17 protein-coding genes and 1 pseudogene are annotated in these 17504 nt (G+C 69.2%); 8 read left to right on the top strand and 10 right to left on the bottom strand.

Going from position 1 to position 17504, the window contains the following annotated elements; genetic code table 11:
• Positions 1-133: pseudogene (locus tag FJM51_RS21770) on the top strand (electron transfer flavoprotein subunit alpha/FixB family protein); the annotation flags it as partial.
• A gap of 19 nt (positions 134-152) precedes the next feature.
• On the opposite strand, the gene FJM51_RS21765 reads toward FJM51_RS21770, so the two are convergent.
• The 3 genes from FJM51_RS21765 to FJM51_RS21755 form a co-directional block, all read right to left on the bottom strand.
• Positions 153-1187 carry a heme-binding protein gene (locus tag FJM51_RS21765; RefSeq protein ID WP_181164706.1) on the bottom strand — a complete coding sequence of 345 codons (1035 nt, stop codon included), beginning with the start codon at positions 1185-1187 and terminating at the stop codon, positions 153-155.
• A gap of 138 nt (positions 1188-1325) precedes the next feature.
• A complete protein-coding gene (locus FJM51_RS21760; RefSeq protein ID WP_140456226.1) occupies positions 1326-1769 on the bottom strand; it encodes a hypothetical protein in 444 nt (147 codons plus the stop codon).
• 110 nt (positions 1770-1879) lie between these two features.
• Entirely contained in the window at positions 1880-3310 is a 1431-nt protein-coding gene (locus FJM51_RS21755; RefSeq protein WP_140456225.1) for an alanine/glycine:cation symporter family protein, read from the bottom strand.
• A gap of 156 nt (positions 3311-3466) precedes the next feature.
• Between FJM51_RS21755 and FJM51_RS21750 the strand changes: the two genes are divergently transcribed.
• The gene (locus tag FJM51_RS21750; protein ID WP_140456224.1) at positions 3467-4342 is read left to right on the top strand and encodes a 3-hydroxybutyryl-CoA dehydrogenase; all 876 of its coding nucleotides are present in this window, start codon (positions 3467-3469) and stop codon (positions 4340-4342) included.
• 8 nt (positions 4343-4350) lie between these two features.
• On the opposite strand, the gene FJM51_RS23990 is transcribed toward FJM51_RS21750, so the two are convergent.
• The 7 genes from FJM51_RS23990 to FJM51_RS21715 all read right to left on the bottom strand — a co-directional run bounded on the left by FJM51_RS23990 (position 4351) and on the right by FJM51_RS21715 (position 10613).
• Complete coding sequence (locus FJM51_RS23990; protein ID WP_181164705.1) at positions 4351-4866, bottom strand: histidine phosphatase family protein; 516 nt, start codon at positions 4864-4866, stop codon at positions 4351-4353.
• Entirely contained in the window at positions 4857-5618 is a 762-nt protein-coding gene (locus FJM51_RS21740) for an adenosylcobinamide-GDP ribazoletransferase (RefSeq protein WP_140456222.1), read from the bottom strand. The genes FJM51_RS23990 and FJM51_RS21740 overlap by 10 nt, the downstream gene beginning before the upstream one ends.
• A 5-nt stretch (positions 5619-5623) precedes the next feature.
• Positions 5624-6658 (bottom strand): nicotinate-nucleotide--dimethylbenzimidazole phosphoribosyltransferase, encoded by a 1035-nt coding sequence (gene cobT / locus FJM51_RS21735; protein WP_140456221.1) that lies wholly within the window; start codon positions 6656-6658, stop codon positions 5624-5626.
• Between the two features lie 129 nt (positions 6659-6787).
• Entirely contained in the window at positions 6788-7078 is a 291-nt protein-coding gene (locus FJM51_RS21730) for an HU family DNA-binding protein (RefSeq protein ID WP_140456220.1), read from the bottom strand.
• Between the two features lie 141 nt (positions 7079-7219).
• Entirely contained in the window at positions 7220-8683 is a 1464-nt protein-coding gene (locus tag FJM51_RS21725; RefSeq protein ID WP_210240388.1) for an AMP nucleosidase, read from the bottom strand.
• 234 nt (positions 8684-8917) lie between these two features.
• A complete protein-coding gene (locus FJM51_RS21720) occupies positions 8918-10246 on the bottom strand; it encodes an ammonium transporter (protein ID WP_140456219.1) in 1329 nt (442 codons plus the stop codon).
• Between the two features lie 28 nt (positions 10247-10274).
• Positions 10275-10613: a P-II family nitrogen regulator gene (locus tag FJM51_RS21715; RefSeq protein ID WP_140456218.1), complete on the bottom strand. Its 339-nt coding sequence runs from the start codon at positions 10611-10613 to the stop codon at positions 10275-10277.
• Between the two features lie 319 nt (positions 10614-10932).
• On the opposite strand from FJM51_RS21715, the gene FJM51_RS21710 reads away from it, so the two are divergent.
• From FJM51_RS21710 to FJM51_RS21685, 6 genes are all read left to right on the top strand, one after another.
• Complete coding sequence (locus FJM51_RS21710) at positions 10933-12930, top strand: transglycosylase domain-containing protein (RefSeq protein WP_140456217.1); 1998 nt, start codon at positions 10933-10935, stop codon at positions 12928-12930.
• Between the two features lie 92 nt (positions 12931-13022).
• Positions 13023-13850, top strand: a complete 828-nt coding sequence (gene fabI, locus FJM51_RS21705) for an enoyl-ACP reductase FabI (RefSeq protein WP_140456216.1) — start codon at positions 13023-13025, stop codon at positions 13848-13850.
• 3 nt (positions 13851-13853) lie between these two features.
• Entirely contained in the window at positions 13854-14363 is a 510-nt protein-coding gene (gpt, locus tag FJM51_RS21700) for a xanthine phosphoribosyltransferase (protein WP_140456215.1), read from the top strand.
• 147 nt (positions 14364-14510) lie between these two features.
• On the top strand, positions 14511-15467 hold the full coding sequence (locus FJM51_RS21695; protein ID WP_140456214.1) for a sugar-binding transcriptional regulator: 957 nt from the start codon (positions 14511-14513) through the stop codon (positions 15465-15467).
• A 137-nt stretch (positions 15468-15604) separates the two neighbouring features.
• Positions 15605-16915 (top strand): ABC transporter substrate-binding protein, encoded by a 1311-nt coding sequence (locus tag FJM51_RS21690; protein ID WP_140456213.1) that lies wholly within the window; start codon positions 15605-15607, stop codon positions 16913-16915.
• A gap of 85 nt (positions 16916-17000) precedes the next feature.
• Positions 17001-17504 (top strand): carbohydrate ABC transporter permease (locus FJM51_RS21685; protein ID WP_140456212.1); only part of this gene is annotated, 504 nt, incomplete at its 3' end.

The following is a 17504-nucleotide window of genomic DNA, read 5'->3' as shown; positions in this document are numbered from 1 at the left end:
GGGCATGAAGGATTCGAAGGTCATCGTCGCGATCAACAAGGACGAGGAGGCGCCGATCTTCCAGGTCGCCGACTACGGCCTCGTCGGCGACCTGTTCGAGATCGTTCCGGAACTCGAGAAGAAGCTCGGCTGAGGCCGAGCTTCCGCGGGGGTCAGCCCTTGATCTCCCTCACGCGGACTTCCGGGTCCGCGTAGGGCATCCTGGGCGCCTCGCCATCCGGCTGCTCGACCACCTTCTCCAGCGTGTTGATGCTGACATGGGGCCATTTGATCCGCCCGGGGGCGCCGTCGAAACGGTCGAAGAAGTCCAGGTTCACGATCTGCAGGTATTGCAGCCTGAGCTTGGGCGTACCGTCCGCGTTCTTCTCCCTCAGGCGCTGGATCCAGAACGTGGCCTTCATGTCGGAGGCGTTCGCCTGCTTCACGATGAAGGGGATGTTGTGGATCCCGCCGGTGTCGATGGTGGTATCGACGGTCAGCACCACCGTTTCCTCGATATCCACCCCCTCGTTGGCCGCCGCGAGCAGCGCGCTCGGGTCGGTCGGGTCGAACAGGCCCCGGAACAGGTTCTCGTGGAAGTGCCGGTAGGCCTCCAGATAGCCCAGCGTCAGGTCATGCGGCACCCCGACCGGCAGCCCGTTGACCTTCGGGATCACCGGCGGACCGGCGATGGTCTCGCTGTCGCCCAGTGCCAGCACCGAATCACCATGCGGGATCGTCGCCAGCCGCGCCAAGTCGTGGCCGTCGCCGACCTCCTTCGGCATGTGCATCCAGAGACCCGGCTCGTGATGGATCGGAAGCTCGGGCGGCCCGGCGAGGTCCGTGGGCGGAAAGTCCTCGGCCACGACCTGGGCGATCATCTGCTCATAGTCGAGCGCGACGACGAACTGGTCGGCATTCTCCGCCCCGCCGGCCGTCCTGACGATGCCGCGGTTCGGAATGTCGTCGTCGATCAGGTTGAACTTCAGCACCTCGTCGAACTGATTCAGGAGCAGGCGGAAATTGCGCCGGTCGCCCTCCTTCGCGAAGGGCAGCGCGATCATGTTCCAGCCGCGTCCCGGCAGGTTCGGCTGGTTCTTCCAGGTTCCCGGGAGATCCTTCAGCGGGCCAAGCCTCGGATCGTCGGGCGCGGCGATGCCGACATACCGCTGCGCCGGGCGGCCCGGCGCGTCGATGGGTGTGTTCATCGGTGTGATGTCCTCAATGAGACGGTTCTGAAAAACCCGCCCCGGACAGAAATCATGGCGTCCGGCGCGCGGAGCAGGCACTCAATGAGGATATTGTAACACGGCGCCCGCCGGTCACGAAACGGCGGCGATCCGGCGTCAGTCGCAGCGCACCTGACCCTCGGCGTCGGTCCGGCACCCGTAGCCGTCCTCGCCCCGCGGCGGGCCGGACGGATCGCCGTAGAGATCCCGCTCCGCCTGGGCCGCGCTGTCGCGGATGATCTTCGCCGGATCGGGCAGCGCCTCGGTCCGGCCGCTCGCCGGGGCGGGGGCCGCGCGGTCCGCGTGGACGGTCACGCCGAACTGGCCGCCGGGGAGGTTCGCGCCGTCCGAGCAGCGCAGGGCGCCGAAGGCGTCGCGCGAGCAGCCCACGCCCTGCACCGCCGGCGCGGCCGGCTGCCGGGCGACGGACCGGGCCGCGGTCCGGGCGGTGGTCTCGGCATGGCGCGGGGCCGGGGAGCCCTGGTTCTGCGCGAAGGACGGCGCCGTGATGGTCGTGGCCACCACGGCCAGCGCGGCGGTGAATACGAAGACAGGTTTCATGGTCTCGCCGGATCTGTTTCCCGGGCCCGAGTGAAGGCCAGGATCCTCCGGGAGACAAATCGCAATCCGGTGAGACCCCGGCCCGGACGGATGCCGGGCCGGGAAAGCGGTCAGCCGCCGCGATGCCAGATGCTGGGCTCGACGCCCTTGAGCTCCGGCATCTCGGAGAGATCGAACACCGGCTCCTGCCCGAGCGCGCGCTTCGCGAAATAGTCGCGCGTGAGCTTCACGACGGTCCCCGAGAGCGCCACGATCGCGACGAGGTTCACCGTCGCCATCAGGCCCATGCTCGCATCCGCGGTGTTGAACACGGTCGCGACCGCCTGCAGCGCGCCCCAGACCACCATCAGCAGCACCGCGCCCCGGAGCACGAGCAGCCCCGTGTCGCCCGCGACCCCGAGAAAGGACATCGCCATCTCCGAATAGGAGTAGTTCCCGATGATCGAGGTGAAGGCGAAGAAGAAGATCGCGATGGCGACGAAATAGGGGCCGATGGCGCCGACATGATCGCCCAGCGCCGCCTGAGTCAGCTGCGTTCCCGTCAGCTCGCCCCCCGGCACGTAGGAATCCGAGAGCAGGATCATGAGCGCGGTGCAGGAGCAGATCAGCAGCGTGTCGATGAAGACGCCGAGCGCCTGCACGAAGCCCTGGCTCGAAGGATGATGCGGCACCGGGGTCGCCGCGGCGGCGATGTTGGGCGCCGAGCCCATGCCGGCCTCGTTCGAGAAGAGGCCGCGCTTCACGCCGTTCAGCATGGCCGCCGCCACGCCGCCCGCGACGCCGCCCGCCGCCTCCTGGAAGCCGAAGGCGCTGCCGACGATATGGCCGAGCATGCCCGGCACCAGCGTCAGATTGGTCAGCAGCACGTAGAGCGCCATCAGCAGATAGGCGCCGGCCATGAAGGGCACGACATATTCGGCGACGGTCGCGATCTTCCGGATGCCGCCGAAGATCACCACCGCCGTCAGCCCGGCGAGCACGATGCCCGTCGCGAGTTTCGGGACGCCGAAGGCGCCGACCATCGCATCGGCGATGGAATTGGCCTGCACCGCGTTGAACACGAGGCCGAAGGACAGGATCAGGCAGACCGAGAACACGCCGCCGAGCCAGGGCATTCCGAGGCCCCGCGCGATGTAGAAGGCCGGGCCGCCGCGATAGATGCCGGAATGCTCCCCGGGCTTCTCGTGGACCTTGTAGAGCTGGGCGAGCGTGGATTCGGAATAGGCGGTCGCCATGCCGACGAGGGCCACCATCCACATCCAGAAGATCGCCCCGGGCCCGCCGAGATTGAGCGCCACCGCGACGCCGGCGATGTTGCCGGTGCCGACGCGGCTCGCGAGCGAGGTGCAGAGCGCCTGGAAGGGCGAGATGCCTTCCTTGTCCGTGTCGGGCGCCGTCAGGATGACCCGGAACATCTCGCCGAAGCGCAGGATCTGCTGGAAGCGGAGCCGGATGGTGAAGAAGACGCCGACCGCGAGCAGGCCGTAGATGAGCACGTAGCCCCAGAAGATCGTGTTCAGAAAGTCGATGATCGCATTCACGTCCTGTCCCCCTGTCCCGATGCGACATGAACGCACGCGAACGTGATCCTGTCCACTCCCGAACGGCGCCGGGGGCGGCCGCCTCCGCTATCCCTTGCGCCGCGCGGCGGCGCTGGCCTAATGTCCGGCTGATCACGGGATCGAGGTAGGCGGAGCATGGAAATCAAGCGGGTGGGCGTCATCGGCGCGGGCCAGATGGGGAATGGCATCGCCCATGTCTTCGCGCTGGCCGGTTACGAGGTTCTGCTGAACGACGTCTCGAAGACGGCGCTGGAGGCGGCGCCGGGCATCATCGGCGGCAACCTGGACCGCCAGGTCGCCCGCGGCCGGATCACCGAGGAGGAGCGCGACAGGGCGCTCGGCCAGATCGAGATCGCCCCCGAGATCGCGACGATCGGCGCGGCCGATCTGGTGATCGAGGCCGCGACCGAGCGCGAGGAGCTGAAGCACAAGATCTTCGCGAGCCTCGCGCCGCATCTCGCCGAGCACACGATCCTGACCTCGAACACCTCGTCGATCTCGATCACCCGGCTCGCGAGCCAGACCGACCGGCCCGAGCGATTCATGGGGCTGCACTTCATGAACCCGGTCCCGGTGATGCAGCTCGTCGAGCTCATCCGCGGCATCGCGACGGACGAGCCGACCTACAAGACGATGGCCGCGGTCGTGACGAAGCTCGGCAAGACCTATTCGAGCGCCGAGGACTTCCCGGCCTTCATCGTGAACCGGATCCTCGTCCCGATGATCAACGAGGCGGTCTACACGCTCTACGAGGGCGTGGGCACCGTCTCGAGCATCGACACCTCGATGAAGCTCGGCGCGAACCATCCGATGGGGCCGCTCGAACTCGGCGACTTCATCGGGCTCGACACCTGCCTCGCAATCATGAACGTGCTGCACGAGGGGCTGGCGGATACCAAGTACCGCCCCTGCCCGCTGCTGGTGAAATACGTCGAGGCGGGCTGGCTCGGCCGCAAGACCCAGCGCGGCTTCTACGACTACCGGAGCGGGACGCCGGTTCCGACGCGCTGAGAGAAGGCTCAGGCGGAAACCGTCAGCATCTGTCCGAAGCCGAGGCGCGTCTCCCAGCCGGCATGCGCGCCGAGCAGGCCGCAGACCGCGCGGACGACGCCGCCATGCGTGACCCAGAGGGCGGGTCCGGGAGCGTCGCGCGCCTCCGCCAGCGCGGCGGCGACCCGGGCCCGGAGTTCCGTCACGGTCTCGCCGCCATGGGGGCGGGCATTCTCGAAATCCGCCGCCCAGGCATCGACCTCGCTCCGGGCGATCTCGTGCCAGCGCCGCAGTTCCCAGCGGCCGAAATCCATCTCGGCGAGCCGGGGATCGACCGTCACCGCCACGCCGCGCTCGGCGCCCAGCCGCTCGGCGAGCCGTCGGCAGCGGCGCAGCGGGCTGGTGGCGAGGCTCGCGAAGGGCGGCGGCGGCTCCGGCAGGCGCCGGGGATCCTCGAGCCCGGGCTGGAGCGTGAGATCGGCGCGGCCGTAGCAGATGTCCGCGTCGATCGCCGGGGCGGGATGGCGGAGCAGGATCAGCTCCAACCGAGCAACCCCAGATAGAAGGCGAGTTCGCCGGTCTGCTGGACCGCGCCGAGGCAATCGCCGGTGTAGCCGCCGAGCCGCCGGCCATACCAGAGCCGGGTCGCGAGATGGGCGAGCGCGAGCGCCGCCACCCCCGCGAGCGCGGCCACGGGGGCGAGGATGAGCAGCGCCAGGACGGGCGCGGCGGCGATCAGCGCGGCCACCGCGACGCTCCGCCAGCCGACGCCGCCCGCGACGCTCGCCGCCGCCCCGGCCGCGCGGGCATAGGTGCCCCCCGCCATCGCGGCGACGCAGGAGGCGCGGCTCGCGGCGTGGCCGGCGAGAAGGGCGAGCGGGATCAGGGCGGGCCGCAGCTCGGCCAGCGCCTGCCACCGCGCGAGCAGCATGAGCGCGAGCCCGGCGACGCCATAGGTTCCGAGGCGGCTGTCGCGCATGATCTCGAGCGCGCGTTCCCGGCTCGCCCCGCCGCCGATCCCGTCGCAGACATCGGCGAAACCGTCCTCGTGCAGACAGCCGGTGACGAGCATCCCGGCCCCGAGCGCGGCCAGCGCCGCCAGACCGGATCCGAAGCGGAGCGCCGCCAGCCCGTAGGCGGCGGCGGCGAGCGCGCCGACGACGAGGCCGGCGGCGGGATACCAGCGCGGCGCCGCGGCCATCCGGCCGGCGTCCCAGCGCGCGGGGATCGGCAGGCGGGTCAGGAACTGGCAGGCGAGCAGGAAGGAGGCCCATTCCGCCGCCAGGCGTCCGCGCATGGGGATCAGAGGCGCGCGCTGACGCCGGCGCTCTCGAAGCTCGCCATGTCGCGCAGGACCGCCGCGGCGGCCTTGACGATCGGCCAGGCGAGCAGCGCGCCGGTGCCTTCGCCGAGGCGCATGTCGAGCGAGAGGATCGGGCGCGCCGCCATGCGTTCGAGCAGCGCGCGGTGGCCCGCCTCCGCCGAGACATGGGAGAAGATCATCGCGCGCCGCGCCTCCGGCGCGATCCGCTCGGCGACGAGCGCCGCCGAGGTGGCGATGAAACCGTCGACGAGGACGAGCTTCCCCGCCTCCGCGGCGCCGAGCATCGCGCCCGCCATCATCGCGATCTCGAAACCGCCGAATTCGCGCAGCGCCTCCTCGGGCGTCGCGAGCGCGCCGACGCGCGCGTCGGCCTCGGCGAGGACCGCGGCCTTGCGCGCCAGCCCCGCGGCGTCGAGCCCCGTGCCCCGCCCCACCAGCGCCTCGAGCGACAGCCCGGTCAGCCGGTGCGCGAGCATCGTCGCGGCGGAGGTATTGCCGATCCCCATCTCGCCGAAGGCCAGCGCGTCGGCGCGCGCGCGCGCGGCGAGTTCCCGTCCGCTTGCGAGCGCGGCGGCGCATTCCTCCGCCGTCATCGCCGCCTCGCGCAGGAAGGAGCGGGTGCCGGCGCCGATCCGGCGGGAGACGAGCTTCGGATCGGTCATCGGCTCGCCGGCGACGCCCGCGTCGACCACCTCGACGGCGACGCCGAGGCTCGCCGCGATCACGGTCGCCGCCGCGCCACCGGCGAGGAAATTCGCCACCATCTGCCGCGTGACCGCCCGCGGAAAGGCCGAGACACCCTCGGCGGCGATGCCGTGATCCGCGGCGAAGATCGTCAGCGCGCAGGTCTCGACCCGGGGCGCGAGCGTGCCGAGCGTCATGCCGATCTGGGCCGCGATTTCCTCGACCCGGCCGAGCGAGCCGATCGGCTTGGTCTTGCCGTCGATCGCGCGCCAGACCTCGGATTCGAGATCGGCGATCACCGCGCCGGCGGGGGGTTCCTCAGGCAGCATATGGTTTCCCTTCCGCGCCCTCCGGAGGCGCGCTGGTGGATCCTCGGCGGCGGCGCGGATCCGGCGAGTGACGGAGCCGCCCCGGATGGGCGCGTGGCGGGCGGGCGGGGGCGCGCCGCCCGCGCGTGATCAGGCGTTGATCACGTCCTTGAGCTGCTTGGCGATCGTGACCTTGGCCACGCGATCGGCCGGCTTCTGCATCTGCTCGCCGGTCGAGGGGTTGCGCACGGTGCGCTCCGGCCGGGCCCGGCAGGCGAACTTGCCGAGGCCGGGCAGGCTGACGGCGCCGCCGGCGGCGACTTCCTTGGTGACGATCTCGGTCAGGGCGTCGAGCGCGCGGTTCGCGCTGGCCTTGTCCAGATCAGCCGTTTCCGCGAGGGCGGCGACCAGCTGAGTCTTTGTCATGGGTTTCTGGGTCATGCGGTCGTTCCTGTCGAGCCTCGTGTTTCGCGTCCGGTTTCTCCGGGTGCCGGCCACTTAAGCGCGCGGCCGCGCGAAACTCAATCATGGATTGACCGATTTGTTCCCCGCCGCCGCCAGTGGCGACGGGGCGCGCATCGGTCAGAGAAAGGCGGTCTCGTCGAAGCTGCGGAGTTTGCGCGAATGCATCTTCTCGAGCGGCATCTCGCGCAGCGCCTCCATCGCGCGCACGCCGATGTCGAGATGCTGCGCCACCTGGCGCTTGTAGAAGGCCGTGGCCATGCCGGGCAGCTTCAGCTCGCCATGGAGCGGCTTGTCGGAGACGCAGAGCAGCGTGCCGTAGGGCACGCGGAAGCGGAAGCCGTTCGCCGCGATCGTCGCGCTCTCCATGTCGAGCGCGACGGCCCGCGCCTGGCTCAGCCGCGCCACCGGGCCGGACTGGTCGCGCAGCTCCCAGTTGCGGTTGTCGATCGTGGCGACCGTTCCGGTGCGCATGATCTTCTTGAGCTCGTAGCCGGAGAGGCCGGTGACGCGCGCCACCGCCTCCTCGAGCGCGACCTGCACCTCGGCCAGCGCCGGGATCGGCACCCAGATCGGCAGGTCGTCGTCGAGCACATGGTCCTCGCGCATGTAGGCATGGGCCAGCACATAATCGCCAAGCGATTGGGAGTTGCGCAGGCCCGCGCAGTGGCCGAGCATCAGCCAGACATGCGGGCGCAGCACCGCGATATGGTCGGTGATCGTCTTCGCATTCGACGGGCCGACGCCGATGTTGACGAGCGTGATGCCCGACTGGTTCTCCCGCGTCAGGTGATAGCAGGGCATCTGCGGCGTCTTCGCGGGCATCGCCGGCGGCCGCTCGCCCACGCGGGTCACGACATTGCCGGGGCCGACGAAACCGTCGTAGCCGGAGGCCGGATCGGCCAGCATCCTGGCGCCGAACTCGACGAATTCGTCGACGTAGAACTGGTAGTTGGTGAAGAGCACGTGGTTCTGGAAATGCTCGGGCGAGGTCGCGGTGTAATGCGCGAGCCGCGCGAGCGAATAGTCCACGCGCTGCGCGGTGAAGGGGGCGAGCGGCCGCGCCCCCTCGACCGAGACGCGGCCCGCGCCGTTGACGATCCGGTCGTCGGTGACGCCGAGGTCCGGCACGTCGAAGAGATCGCGCAGCGGCCGGTGCAGCGCGTCGGCGATCGAGCCTTCGACATAGGCGTTCTCGCCCATCGCGAAATGCAGCGGGATCGCCGTGTCGGAGGAGCCGACGCGCACCGGCATGCCGTGGTTCTGGATCAGAAGGCCGATCTGCTGGGTCAGGTAGCCCTTGAAGAGATCGGGCCGGGTGATCGTGGTCGCATAGGTGCCGGGCTCGGTCACATGGCCGAAGCTCAGCCGGCTGTCGACCTTGGCGAAACTCCCCGTCGTCACGCTGACCCGCGGATAGAAGGCGCGGTAGCGTCCCTTCGGCGGCTCGCCGGCCATGATGGCGGCGAAGCGGGCGCGCAGGAAATCCGTCGCGGCCTCGTAGCGGCGGGTGAGGTCGGCGACCGCCTCGGCGGCGTCGTTGAAGAGCCGGTCCTCCTCGGTCTCGGGTGAGATGACCGGCAGTTCCGACAGGGGTCCCTGATGCCGCAAGTCGCGTCCCTTTCGTGATGGCCCGGGCCTCGCGCGCCCTCGGGCAGGTTCGGCCGGCGGAGCCGGTTCGGCAAGGAAAAACGGCGCGGCCCCGACCGGAGCGCGCCCAAACAGAAGGCCCGGATCTCGCGATCCGGGCCCAGGTGCCGGGTGTGCCCGTCTCGGCACGAACCCCGGGGGGATTGCTTCCGACCGGCCCTTCGCGGCTCAGTAGGAGTAGGCGCGCTCGCCGTGCTCGGCGAGGTCGAGGCCTTCGCGCTCCACTTCCGGCGCGACACGCAGGCCGACGATCATGTCGACGATCTTGAGCAGGATGAAGGAGACGACGCCGCTCCAGACGACCGTGACGCCGACCGCCTTGAACTGGGTGACGAGCTGGCCCGCCATCGTCACGCCGTCCGCGTAGCCCGCGCCGCCAAGGGCGGGGGCGGCGAAGACGCCCGTCAGCATCGCGCCCACGATGCCGCCGACGCCGTGGACGCCGAAGACGTCGAGGCTGTCGTCATAGCCGAAGTGCTCCTTCACGACCTGCACGAAGAAGTAGCAGCAGGCCGAGGCGATGAGGCCGAGCAGGATGGCGCCGACCGGGCCGACGAAGCCGGCCGCCGGGGTGACGGCGACGAGGCCCGCGATCATGCCCGAGGCCGCGCCGAGCATCGAGGCCTTGCCGCGCAGCATCGCCTCGAGCACCGACCAGCCGACGATGGCGCCCGCGGTCGCGGTGAAGGTGTTCATCATCGCGAGGCCGGCGGTGCCGTTCGCCGCGAGCGCGGAGCCGGCGTTGAAGCCGAACCAGCCGACCCAGAGGATCCCGGCGCCGACCAGGGTGAGCGTCATGGAATGCGGCGCCATGATCTCCTTCCTGTAGCCGATCCGCGGCCCGATCACGAACGAGGCGACCAGCGCGGCGATACCCGCGTTGATGTGCACCACGGTGCCGCCCGCGAAGTCCATCGCGCCCCAGTTGAAGTAGAGGCCGGCGGCGTCCCAGGCCATGTGGGCGACCGGGAAGTAGACGATGGTGACCCAGAGGATCGCGAAGAGCACCACGGCGGAGAACTTCATGCGCTCCGCGAAGCCGCCGACGAACAGCGCCGGCGTGATCGCGGCGAAGGTCATCTGGAAGGCGACGAAGACGAGCTCGGGGATGGTGCCCGATTCCGCGTCGGGCGTGACGCCCGCGAGGAAGGTCTTGCCGAGGCCGCCCCAGAACGGGCTCTCGGAACCGCCGAAGGACAGGGAATAGCCGTAGAGCGGATAGATCACGATCACGATCGCGCCGATCAGCGTGCACTGCATCAGCACCGAGAGCATGTTCTTCGAGCGCACGAGGCCGCCGTAGAAGAGGCCGAGGCCCGGCAGCAGCATGAACAGCACGAGCAGCGAGGAGGTCAGCATCCAGGCCGTGTCGCCGGAATCGATGTTGGAGACCGCCTCGGCGACGGTTTCCGCGAGTTGTGGTTCGGCATCCTGCGCCAGGGCCATGCCGGCGGTCATCAGCAGCGCGAGTGGCGTGAGCTTCAGCACGTTTCTCATCATATCCCTCATAGAATGGCGCCGCCGCTCAGAGCGCGTCATCGCCGATTTCGCCGGTGCGCACCCGGTGCGCCTGCAGCACGTCGAGCACGAAGATCTTGCCGTCGCCGATCTTCCCGGTCTTCGCCGTCATCGCGAGGGTCTCGACCACCTGGGCGACGGCGGCGTCGGGAACGACCAGCTCGAGCTTGATCTTCGGCACGAAGTTCACGACGTATTCGGCGCCGCGGTAGATCTCCGTGTGACCGGACTGGCGGCCGTAGCCCTTCACTTCCGAGACCATGAGCCCCTGAACACCGATACCGGTCAGCGCCTCCCGCACCTCCTCCAGCTTGAAAGGTTTGATGACCGCTATGATCAGTTTCATCGAGTCCCTCGCTTCTGATTGCGGCGACGCATCCAACGCCTTCGTGCAAGGCACGAGCGTGCCAATGCCGCGGCCATAGGCCATATCCGGAAGGTCTAGTAGAGAATTCGCGCCACCCGGACGGGCCGGTGCGAGACATTGCGGTGCCAATGGGCAGAATCCCGAAGCGGGCGCGAAGTTGCCTATTTTCGCGGCATTCCGCGTCTGACCCCGGCGCCGCGCCCCGGCCGGCGCGGCGCGGCGGCAAAGCGCTGGCGCCTCCGGCGCTTTGCCTGTAGCCTCGGCCAAAACATCGAGCAGTCAGGGCGAGGCACCCCCGATGGGGAAGAAGAGAAGCGGGGCGAAACCCCGGCTTGGCCGGACGGAGCGTGTCCTGCGCGGCACGATCAGGGGCGTGATCGGCTGGACCTGGTGGATCGGGCTGCGGCTCGGCGTGCTCGGGGCCATCGTTCTCGCGGCCGGCGTCGCCTATTACGTGAACCGGCTGCCACCGCTCGACGAGATGCTCGACGGGCGCGACCGCGGTTCCGTCACGCTGCTCGACGCGGATGACACGGTCTTCGCCTGGCGCGGCCAGCAGCTCGGCCTGCTGCGCGCCGAGGACGCCTCGCCCTATCTCGTCGATGCGATCGTCGCGACCGAGGACAAGCGCTTCTACTCGCATTTCGGCGTCGACATCAGAGGCACGCTGCGCGCGCTCGTCGTGAACGCGCGCGCCGGCACGACCGTGCAGGGCGGCTCCTCGATCACGCAGCAGGTGGCGAAGCTGCTCTTCTTCGACAACAGCCGGACGCTCGAACGCAAGATCAAGGAAGTTCCGGCGGCGATCGCGCTCGACTGGAAGTTCTCGAAGGACGACATCCTGTCGATCTATCTCAACCGCGCCTATCTCGGCGCGGGCGCCACCGGTTTCGAGGCGGCGGCGCAGCGGTATTTCGGCAAGTCCGCCCGTGAGGTCGGACCGGCCGAGGCGGCGATGCTGGCGGGCCTGCTGCGCGCGCCCTCGCGCTTCGCGCCGACGCACGACCTGAACGCGGCGCAGGAACGCGCGAACGTGATCGTGGGGCTGATGGAGGACCAGGGCTATCTGAGCAAGGCTCAGGCGACGGAGGCGCGCAAGCACCCCGCCCGGCTCTCGCACGCCGCGGCGGCCCGGGCGGGGGGAGAATACGCCGACTGGATCATGCAGAGCGGCCCCGACTTCCTGACCCGGCGGACCACCGAGGACATCGAGGTGCTCACGACCTTCGACCCGCGCATCCAGGCCGCGGCCGAGGCGGCGCTGAGGTCGGTCTTCGAGAACAAGGTGCGTAACGGATCGAACGCCCAGGCCGCGATCGTCGTGATGTCCCCCGACGGGGCGGTGCGCGCCATGGTCGGCGGCCGCGACCTCGGCGGCAGCGACGGCCAGTTCAACCGCGCGACCCAGGCGCTGCGCCAGACGGGCTCGCTCTTCAAGACCTTCGTCTACGCCGCCGCGCTGCAGGCGGGCGACAGCCCCTACGACACGGTCCTCGACGCGCCGCTGACGATCGACGTGCCCGGCTCCGGCCCGTGGTCGCCGAAGAACTACACCCGCGACTACAAGGGCGAGATGACGCTCGCCGACGCCTATGCCCATTCGATCAACACCGCGACGATCCGGCTCGCCGAGGAGACCGGCCGGGCGCGGGTGCGCGCGATGGCGCGGGATCTCGGGGTGGACTCGCCCATCGCCGAGGGGCCGGCGCTCGCGCTCGGCACGTCCGAGGCGACGCTGCTCGAGATGACGGGCGCCTACGCGGGGATCCTGAACAAGGGGGTGCGCGCCACCCCCTACGGCATCCGCGAGCTGCGGCTGAAGTCGGACCATGCCCGGCTCATGGGCGCGGATTCCGGCACGCCGACGCGGGTGATGGACGAGCGGTCGGCGGGCGAGATGGTCTGGATGATGCGGCGCGTGGTCGAGGAGGGCACGGGCGCGCGCGCGCGGCTCGGCGACCGGCCGGCGGCTGGCAAGACCGGCACGACCCAGGCCGCCCGCGACGCCTGGTTCATCGGCTTCACCCGGGACTACGTGACCGGCGTCTGGATGGGCTATGACAACAACACACCGCTCAAGGGCGTCTCGGGCGGCGGCCTGCCCACCGAGATCTGGCGCGAGACCATGCTGCGCGTCGAGGACGGGCTGCCCGTCCGCCCGCTGCCCGAGGTCGAACCCCGCGCGCCCAGCGCCGTCGCCAGCCTGCCGAGCCCGTCCGAAGTGGTGGAGAACGTGGGGGAAACCGTGCAGTCGGTCGTCCGGAACGTTCTGGGCGGGCTCTTCGGCAGCAACTGACGGGAAGAACTCCCTTCGCCCCGGGAGAACCGCGCTTGAAGCGGTCCCTCCCATCCCATAAACCACGGATGACATTACCAGGGGGGCCGAGAATGCCGGACGGACTCATGCGCGGGAAACGGGGCCTGATCATGGGGCTCGCGAACGACAAGTCCATCGCCTGGGGCATCGCGCAGGCCTGCCACGGCGCGGGCGCGGAACTCGCCTTCACCTACCAGGGCGAGGCGCTCGGCAAGCGCGTGCGCCCGCTCGCCGCCGATCTCGGCTCGGACATCGTCATCCCCTGCGACGTCTCCGACGAAGCCTCGATCGACGCCGCCTTCGCCACGCTCGGCGAGAGCTGGGACGGGCTCGACTTCATCGTCCATGCGATCGGCTTCTCCGACAAGAACGAGCTCCGCGGCTCCTATACCGAGATGACGACGGCGGCGAACTTCACCCAGACCATGCTGATCTCGGTCTATTCCTTCACCGCCGTGACGCGGCGGGCGGCGGCGATGATGAAGGACGGCGGCTCCTGCCTGACGCTCACCTATTACGGCGCCGAGAAGGTGATGCCGCATTACAACGTGATGGGCGTCGCCAAGGCCGCGCTCGAGGCGAGCGTGAAGTACATGGCGATGGACCTCGGCCCGCGCGGCATCCGCGTGAACGCGCTCTCGGCCGGACCGATCAAGACGCTGGCCGCCTCCGGCATCGGCGACTTCCGCTACATCATGAAGTGGAACGAACTGAACTCACCGCTGCGGCGCAACGTGACCCAGACGGAGGTCGGCAAGTCGGCGCTCTACCTGCTGTCGGATCTTTCCTCCGGCGTGACGGGAGAGAACCTGCACGTGGACGCCGGCTACCACGTCGTCGGCATGAAGGCCGAGGACGCGCCTGACATCGACGTCGTCTCGGGCCGCAAGGAGGCCTAGGCCATGAGTTCGGACCGGCTGCCGCACGAGAAGGGGTTCCATGTCAGCTGGGACCAGATCCACCGCGACAGCCGCGCGCTCGCCTGGCGGCTCGACAAGCAGGGCCCGGGCGAGGGCGGCGAGTGGCGCGCCATCGTCGCGATCACCCGGGGCGGCATGGCCCCGGCGATGATCATCGCGCGCGAACTCGACATCCGCACGATCGACACGATCAGCATCCGCTCCTACGAATGGCAGAAGCAGACGGGGGAGCTCACGGTGCTGAAGGCGCCCGACGCGGAGCTGATGGGCGACGGGACCGGGATCCTCGTGATCGACGATCTGGTGGACAGCGGCCGCACGCTGGAACTGGCGCGCAAGATGTATCCGAAGGCGCATTTCGCCACGGTCTACGCCAAGCCGCACGGGCGCGCGATGGTCGACACCTACATCACCGAGGTGAGCCAGGACACCTGGATCTTCTTCCCCTGGGACATGGCGCTCCAGTATGTCGAGCCCTACCGCGGCCAGTAGCGCGGTTCCCGGCGACGCGCGGAAGCGCCACGACACGGCCGGGGGCTCCCGCGGCCGCGGATAGATCCTCGATCCGGACCTGACCGTCGCGCTTCTTGCGCCGGGCGGGGTGCTCCGCCTATCATTCACGACAAGTGGGAGAATGCGATGTCGCGACAGCGCATATCGTCGAACCGCATCGACGACGCCGCGCGCGCCGGCTGGCTCTATTACATCGCCGGAAAGACCCAGGACGAAATCGCCGCGCATATGGGCATCTCGCGCCAGGCGGCGCAGCGGCTCGTCTCCCTCGCCATGTCCGAACGCCTGGTCCGGGTCTGGATGGAGCATCCGATCGCCCGTTGCCTCGATCTCGCGGCGCAACTCCGGGAGCGGTTCGGCCTCGCCCAGGCGGAGGTGGTGCCGACCGATCCGGGGTCGGAGGGCGGAACGGTCGGCCTCGCCGAGGCGGGCGCCGCCGAGATCACCCGCTGGCTGAGGCAGGAGCGGCCGATCGTGATGGCGGTCGGCACCGGCCGCACGCTGAAGGCCGCGATCGACCATCTGCCGCCGATCGCCTGCCCGGCCCACCGGATCGTCTCGCTGACCGGCAACATCGGGCCCGACGGCTCCGCCGCCTATTACAACGTGATCTTCTCGATGGCCGAGGCGGTCGAGGCGCGGCATTTCCCGATGCCCCTGCCCGTCTTTCTGGCGAGCGACGCGGAGCGGGCGCTGATGCACGGACTCGGCATGATCCGCAGGACCATGGATCTCGCGGCCTCCGCCGACGTGGCCTTCGTCGGCGTGGGCGAGATGGACGAGCGCGCGCCGCTGCTGCTCGACGGCTTCCTGACCGAGGAGAAGGTCGCCGAGATGCGCGCCGCCGGCGCGCGGGGCGAGATCTGCGGATGGATCTATGACGCGGATGGCGCGTTGATGCCCGGAGGACCCGGCGCGGCGACCGCGAGCGCGCCGATACCCGACCGGAACCGCGCGCGCGTGATCGCGCTCGCCAAGGGACCGCGGAAGGTCGGCCCGCTCGCGGCGGCGATACGGGGAAGGCTGATCAACGGGGTGATCACCGACGAAGCGACGGCCGAGGCGCTGCTGCGCGGCGCCTGACCGGTCGGTCGCGGCTTTCAAATATTTGCCCACCCACCGGGCGAATGCCCGATTTTGATTGACAGAAGCATGTATCGGCGCGACATTCGACCAAACGGCAACAGGGGCGTGTAGGCCCCGGGCTTTTGGGAGGAGAAATGCGGTATTCAACGCTTCTGATGGGGGCGGCCTCGACGCTCGCCCTGACGACGGCCTCCGCCGCGTTCGCGGGCGCGATCACCATCGCGACGGTGAACAATGGCCAGATGATCCAGATGCAGGGTCTGACCGACGAGTTCACCAAGGCGCATCCCGACATCACCGTGAACTGGGTCACGCTCGAGGAGAACACGCTGCGCGAGCGGGTCACCACCGACATCGCCACCGGCGGCGGCCAGTACGACATCCTGACGATCGGCAACTACGAGGTGCCGATCTGGGGCAAGCAGGGCTGGCTCACGCCACTCGAATTCTCCGCCGACTACGATGTCGACGACCTGCTGCCCGCGATCCGGGGCGGCCTGACCGTCGAGGACAAGCTCTACGGCGCGCCGTTCTACGGCGAGAGCGCGTTCCTGATGTATCGCACCGACCTGTTCGAGAAGGCCGGACTGACGATGCCCGATGACCCGACCTGGGAGTTCATCGGCGAGGCGGCGCGCAAGCTCACCGACCGCTCGGCCGGCGTCAACGGCATCTGCCTGCGCGGCAAGGCGGGCTGGGGCGAGAACATGGCGCTGATCAGCTCGATGGCGAATTCCTTCGGCGCTCGCTGGTTCGACGAGGAGTGGGCCCCGCAGTTCGACCAGCCCGGGTGGAAGGAGACGCTGACCTTCTACGCCGAGCTGATGAAGGACGCCGGCCCGTCCGGCGCCTCGTCGAACGGCTTCAACGAGAACCTCACGCTGTTCCAGCAGGGCAAGTGCGCGATGTGGATCGACGCCACCTCCGCCGGGCAGTTCGTGTCGGATCCGAAGCAGTCGACGGTCGCCGACAACGTCGGCTTCAAGATCTATCCGCACAAGGACGGCGTCGACAACCACGGCAACTGGCTCTGGTCGTGGAACCTGGCGATCCCGGCCTCCTCGAAGAACCAGGAGGATGCCAGGACCTTCATCGAATGGGCGACCTCGAAGGACTACACCGAGCTCGTCGCCTCGAAGGAGGGCTGGGTCAACGCACCCCCGGGCACGCGGACCTCGCTCTACGAGAACCAGAACTATCTCGACGCCGCCCCCTTCGCCGACGAGACCAAGGCCGCGATGAACGCCGCCGACATCACCAAGCCGACGGTCGATCCGGTGCCCTATACCGGCGGACAGTTCGTCGCGATCCCCGAGTTCCAGTCGATCGGCACCACGGTCGGCCAGCTCTTTTCGGCGGTTGTCGCGGGCCAGTCCTCGGTCGACGACGCGCTGGCGCAGGCGCAATCCACGACCCAGCGCGAGATGCGGCGCGCCGGCTACTGAACTCCCCCCAAGGAGTGACACCTGACCGCCCGGGAATTCTCCCGGGCGGCCCTTTCCCCACCGCAGCCGTCGCAGGGAGTCCGCCATGGCCACCCGGCAGACCGAATCCATCGCCCGCTTCATGCGTTTGCCGGCGATCGTCCTCCTGTTCATCTGGATGATCATCCCGCTCGCGATGACGGTCTATTTCTCGTTCCGCTACTACAACCTGCTGAACCCGGCCGCCGGAGGCTGGGCGGGTTTCGAGAACTACCAGTACTTCCTGACCGACCCGGCCTTCTGGCAGGCGATCCGCAACACGCTCGCGATCGTGCTCGGCGTGCTGGCGATCACCGTGATCGGCGGCATCGGCGTGGCGCTCCTGATCGACCAGCCGATCTTCGGCCAGGGGATCGCGCGGATCCTGGTGATCTCGCCCTTCTTCGTGATGCCGCCGGTGGCCGCGCTCATCTGGAAGAACATGATCTTCCATCCAGGCTATGGCGTCTTCGCCGATATCGCGCAGAGCGTCGGGCTGCGGCCGGTGGACTGGTTCGGCGCCTATCCGCTGTTCTCGATCATCGTCATCGTCGCCTGGCAGTGGCTGCCC

Source organism: Amaricoccus solimangrovi (assembly GCF_006385685.1).
GTDB lineage: Bacteria > Pseudomonadota > Alphaproteobacteria > Rhodobacterales > Rhodobacteraceae > Amaricoccus > Amaricoccus solimangrovi.
The sequence above is the reverse complement of the archived record's forward strand: the minus strand, read 5'-3'. Positions and strand labels throughout refer to the sequence as shown.

Excerpts from the sequence above, each read along its gene's own strand:
- FJM51_RS21760 (WP_140456226.1), bottom strand. The coding sequence starts at position 1,769 with ATGAAACCTGTCTTCGTATTCACCGCCGCGCTGGCCGTGGTGGCCACG.
- FJM51_RS21690 (WP_140456213.1), top strand. The coding sequence starts at position 15,605 with ATGCGGTATTCAACGCTTCTGATGGGGGCGGCCTCGACGCTCGCCCTG.
- FJM51_RS21720 (WP_140456219.1), bottom strand. The coding sequence starts at position 10,246 with ATGAGAAACGTGCTGAAGCTCACGCCACTCGCGCTGCTGATGACCGCC.
- FJM51_RS21695 (WP_140456214.1), top strand. The coding sequence starts at position 14,511 with ATGTCGCGACAGCGCATATCGTCGAACCGCATCGACGACGCCGCGCGC.
- gpt (WP_140456215.1), top strand. The coding sequence starts at position 13,854 with ATGAGTTCGGACCGGCTGCCGCACGAGAAGGGGTTCCATGTCAGCTGG.
- fabI (WP_140456216.1), top strand. The coding sequence starts at position 13,023 with ATGCCGGACGGACTCATGCGCGGGAAACGGGGCCTGATCATGGGGCTC.
- cobT (WP_140456221.1), bottom strand. The coding sequence starts at position 6,658 with ATGCTGCCTGAGGAACCCCCCGCCGGCGCGGTGATCGCCGATCTCGAA.
- FJM51_RS21765 (WP_181164706.1), bottom strand. The coding sequence starts at position 1,187 with ATGAACACACCCATCGACGCGCCGGGCCGCCCGGCGCAGCGGTATGTC.
- FJM51_RS21740 (WP_140456222.1), bottom strand. The coding sequence starts at position 5,618 with ATGCGCGGACGCCTGGCGGCGGAATGGGCCTCCTTCCTGCTCGCCTGC.
- FJM51_RS21710 (WP_140456217.1), top strand. The coding sequence starts at position 10,933 with ATGGGGAAGAAGAGAAGCGGGGCGAAACCCCGGCTTGGCCGGACGGAG.
- FJM51_RS21730 (WP_140456220.1), bottom strand. The coding sequence starts at position 7,078 with ATGACCCAGAAACCCATGACAAAGACTCAGCTGGTCGCCGCCCTCGCG.
- FJM51_RS21715 (WP_140456218.1), bottom strand. The coding sequence starts at position 10,613 with ATGAAACTGATCATAGCGGTCATCAAACCTTTCAAGCTGGAGGAGGTG.
- FJM51_RS21750 (WP_140456224.1), top strand. The coding sequence starts at position 3,467 with ATGGAAATCAAGCGGGTGGGCGTCATCGGCGCGGGCCAGATGGGGAAT.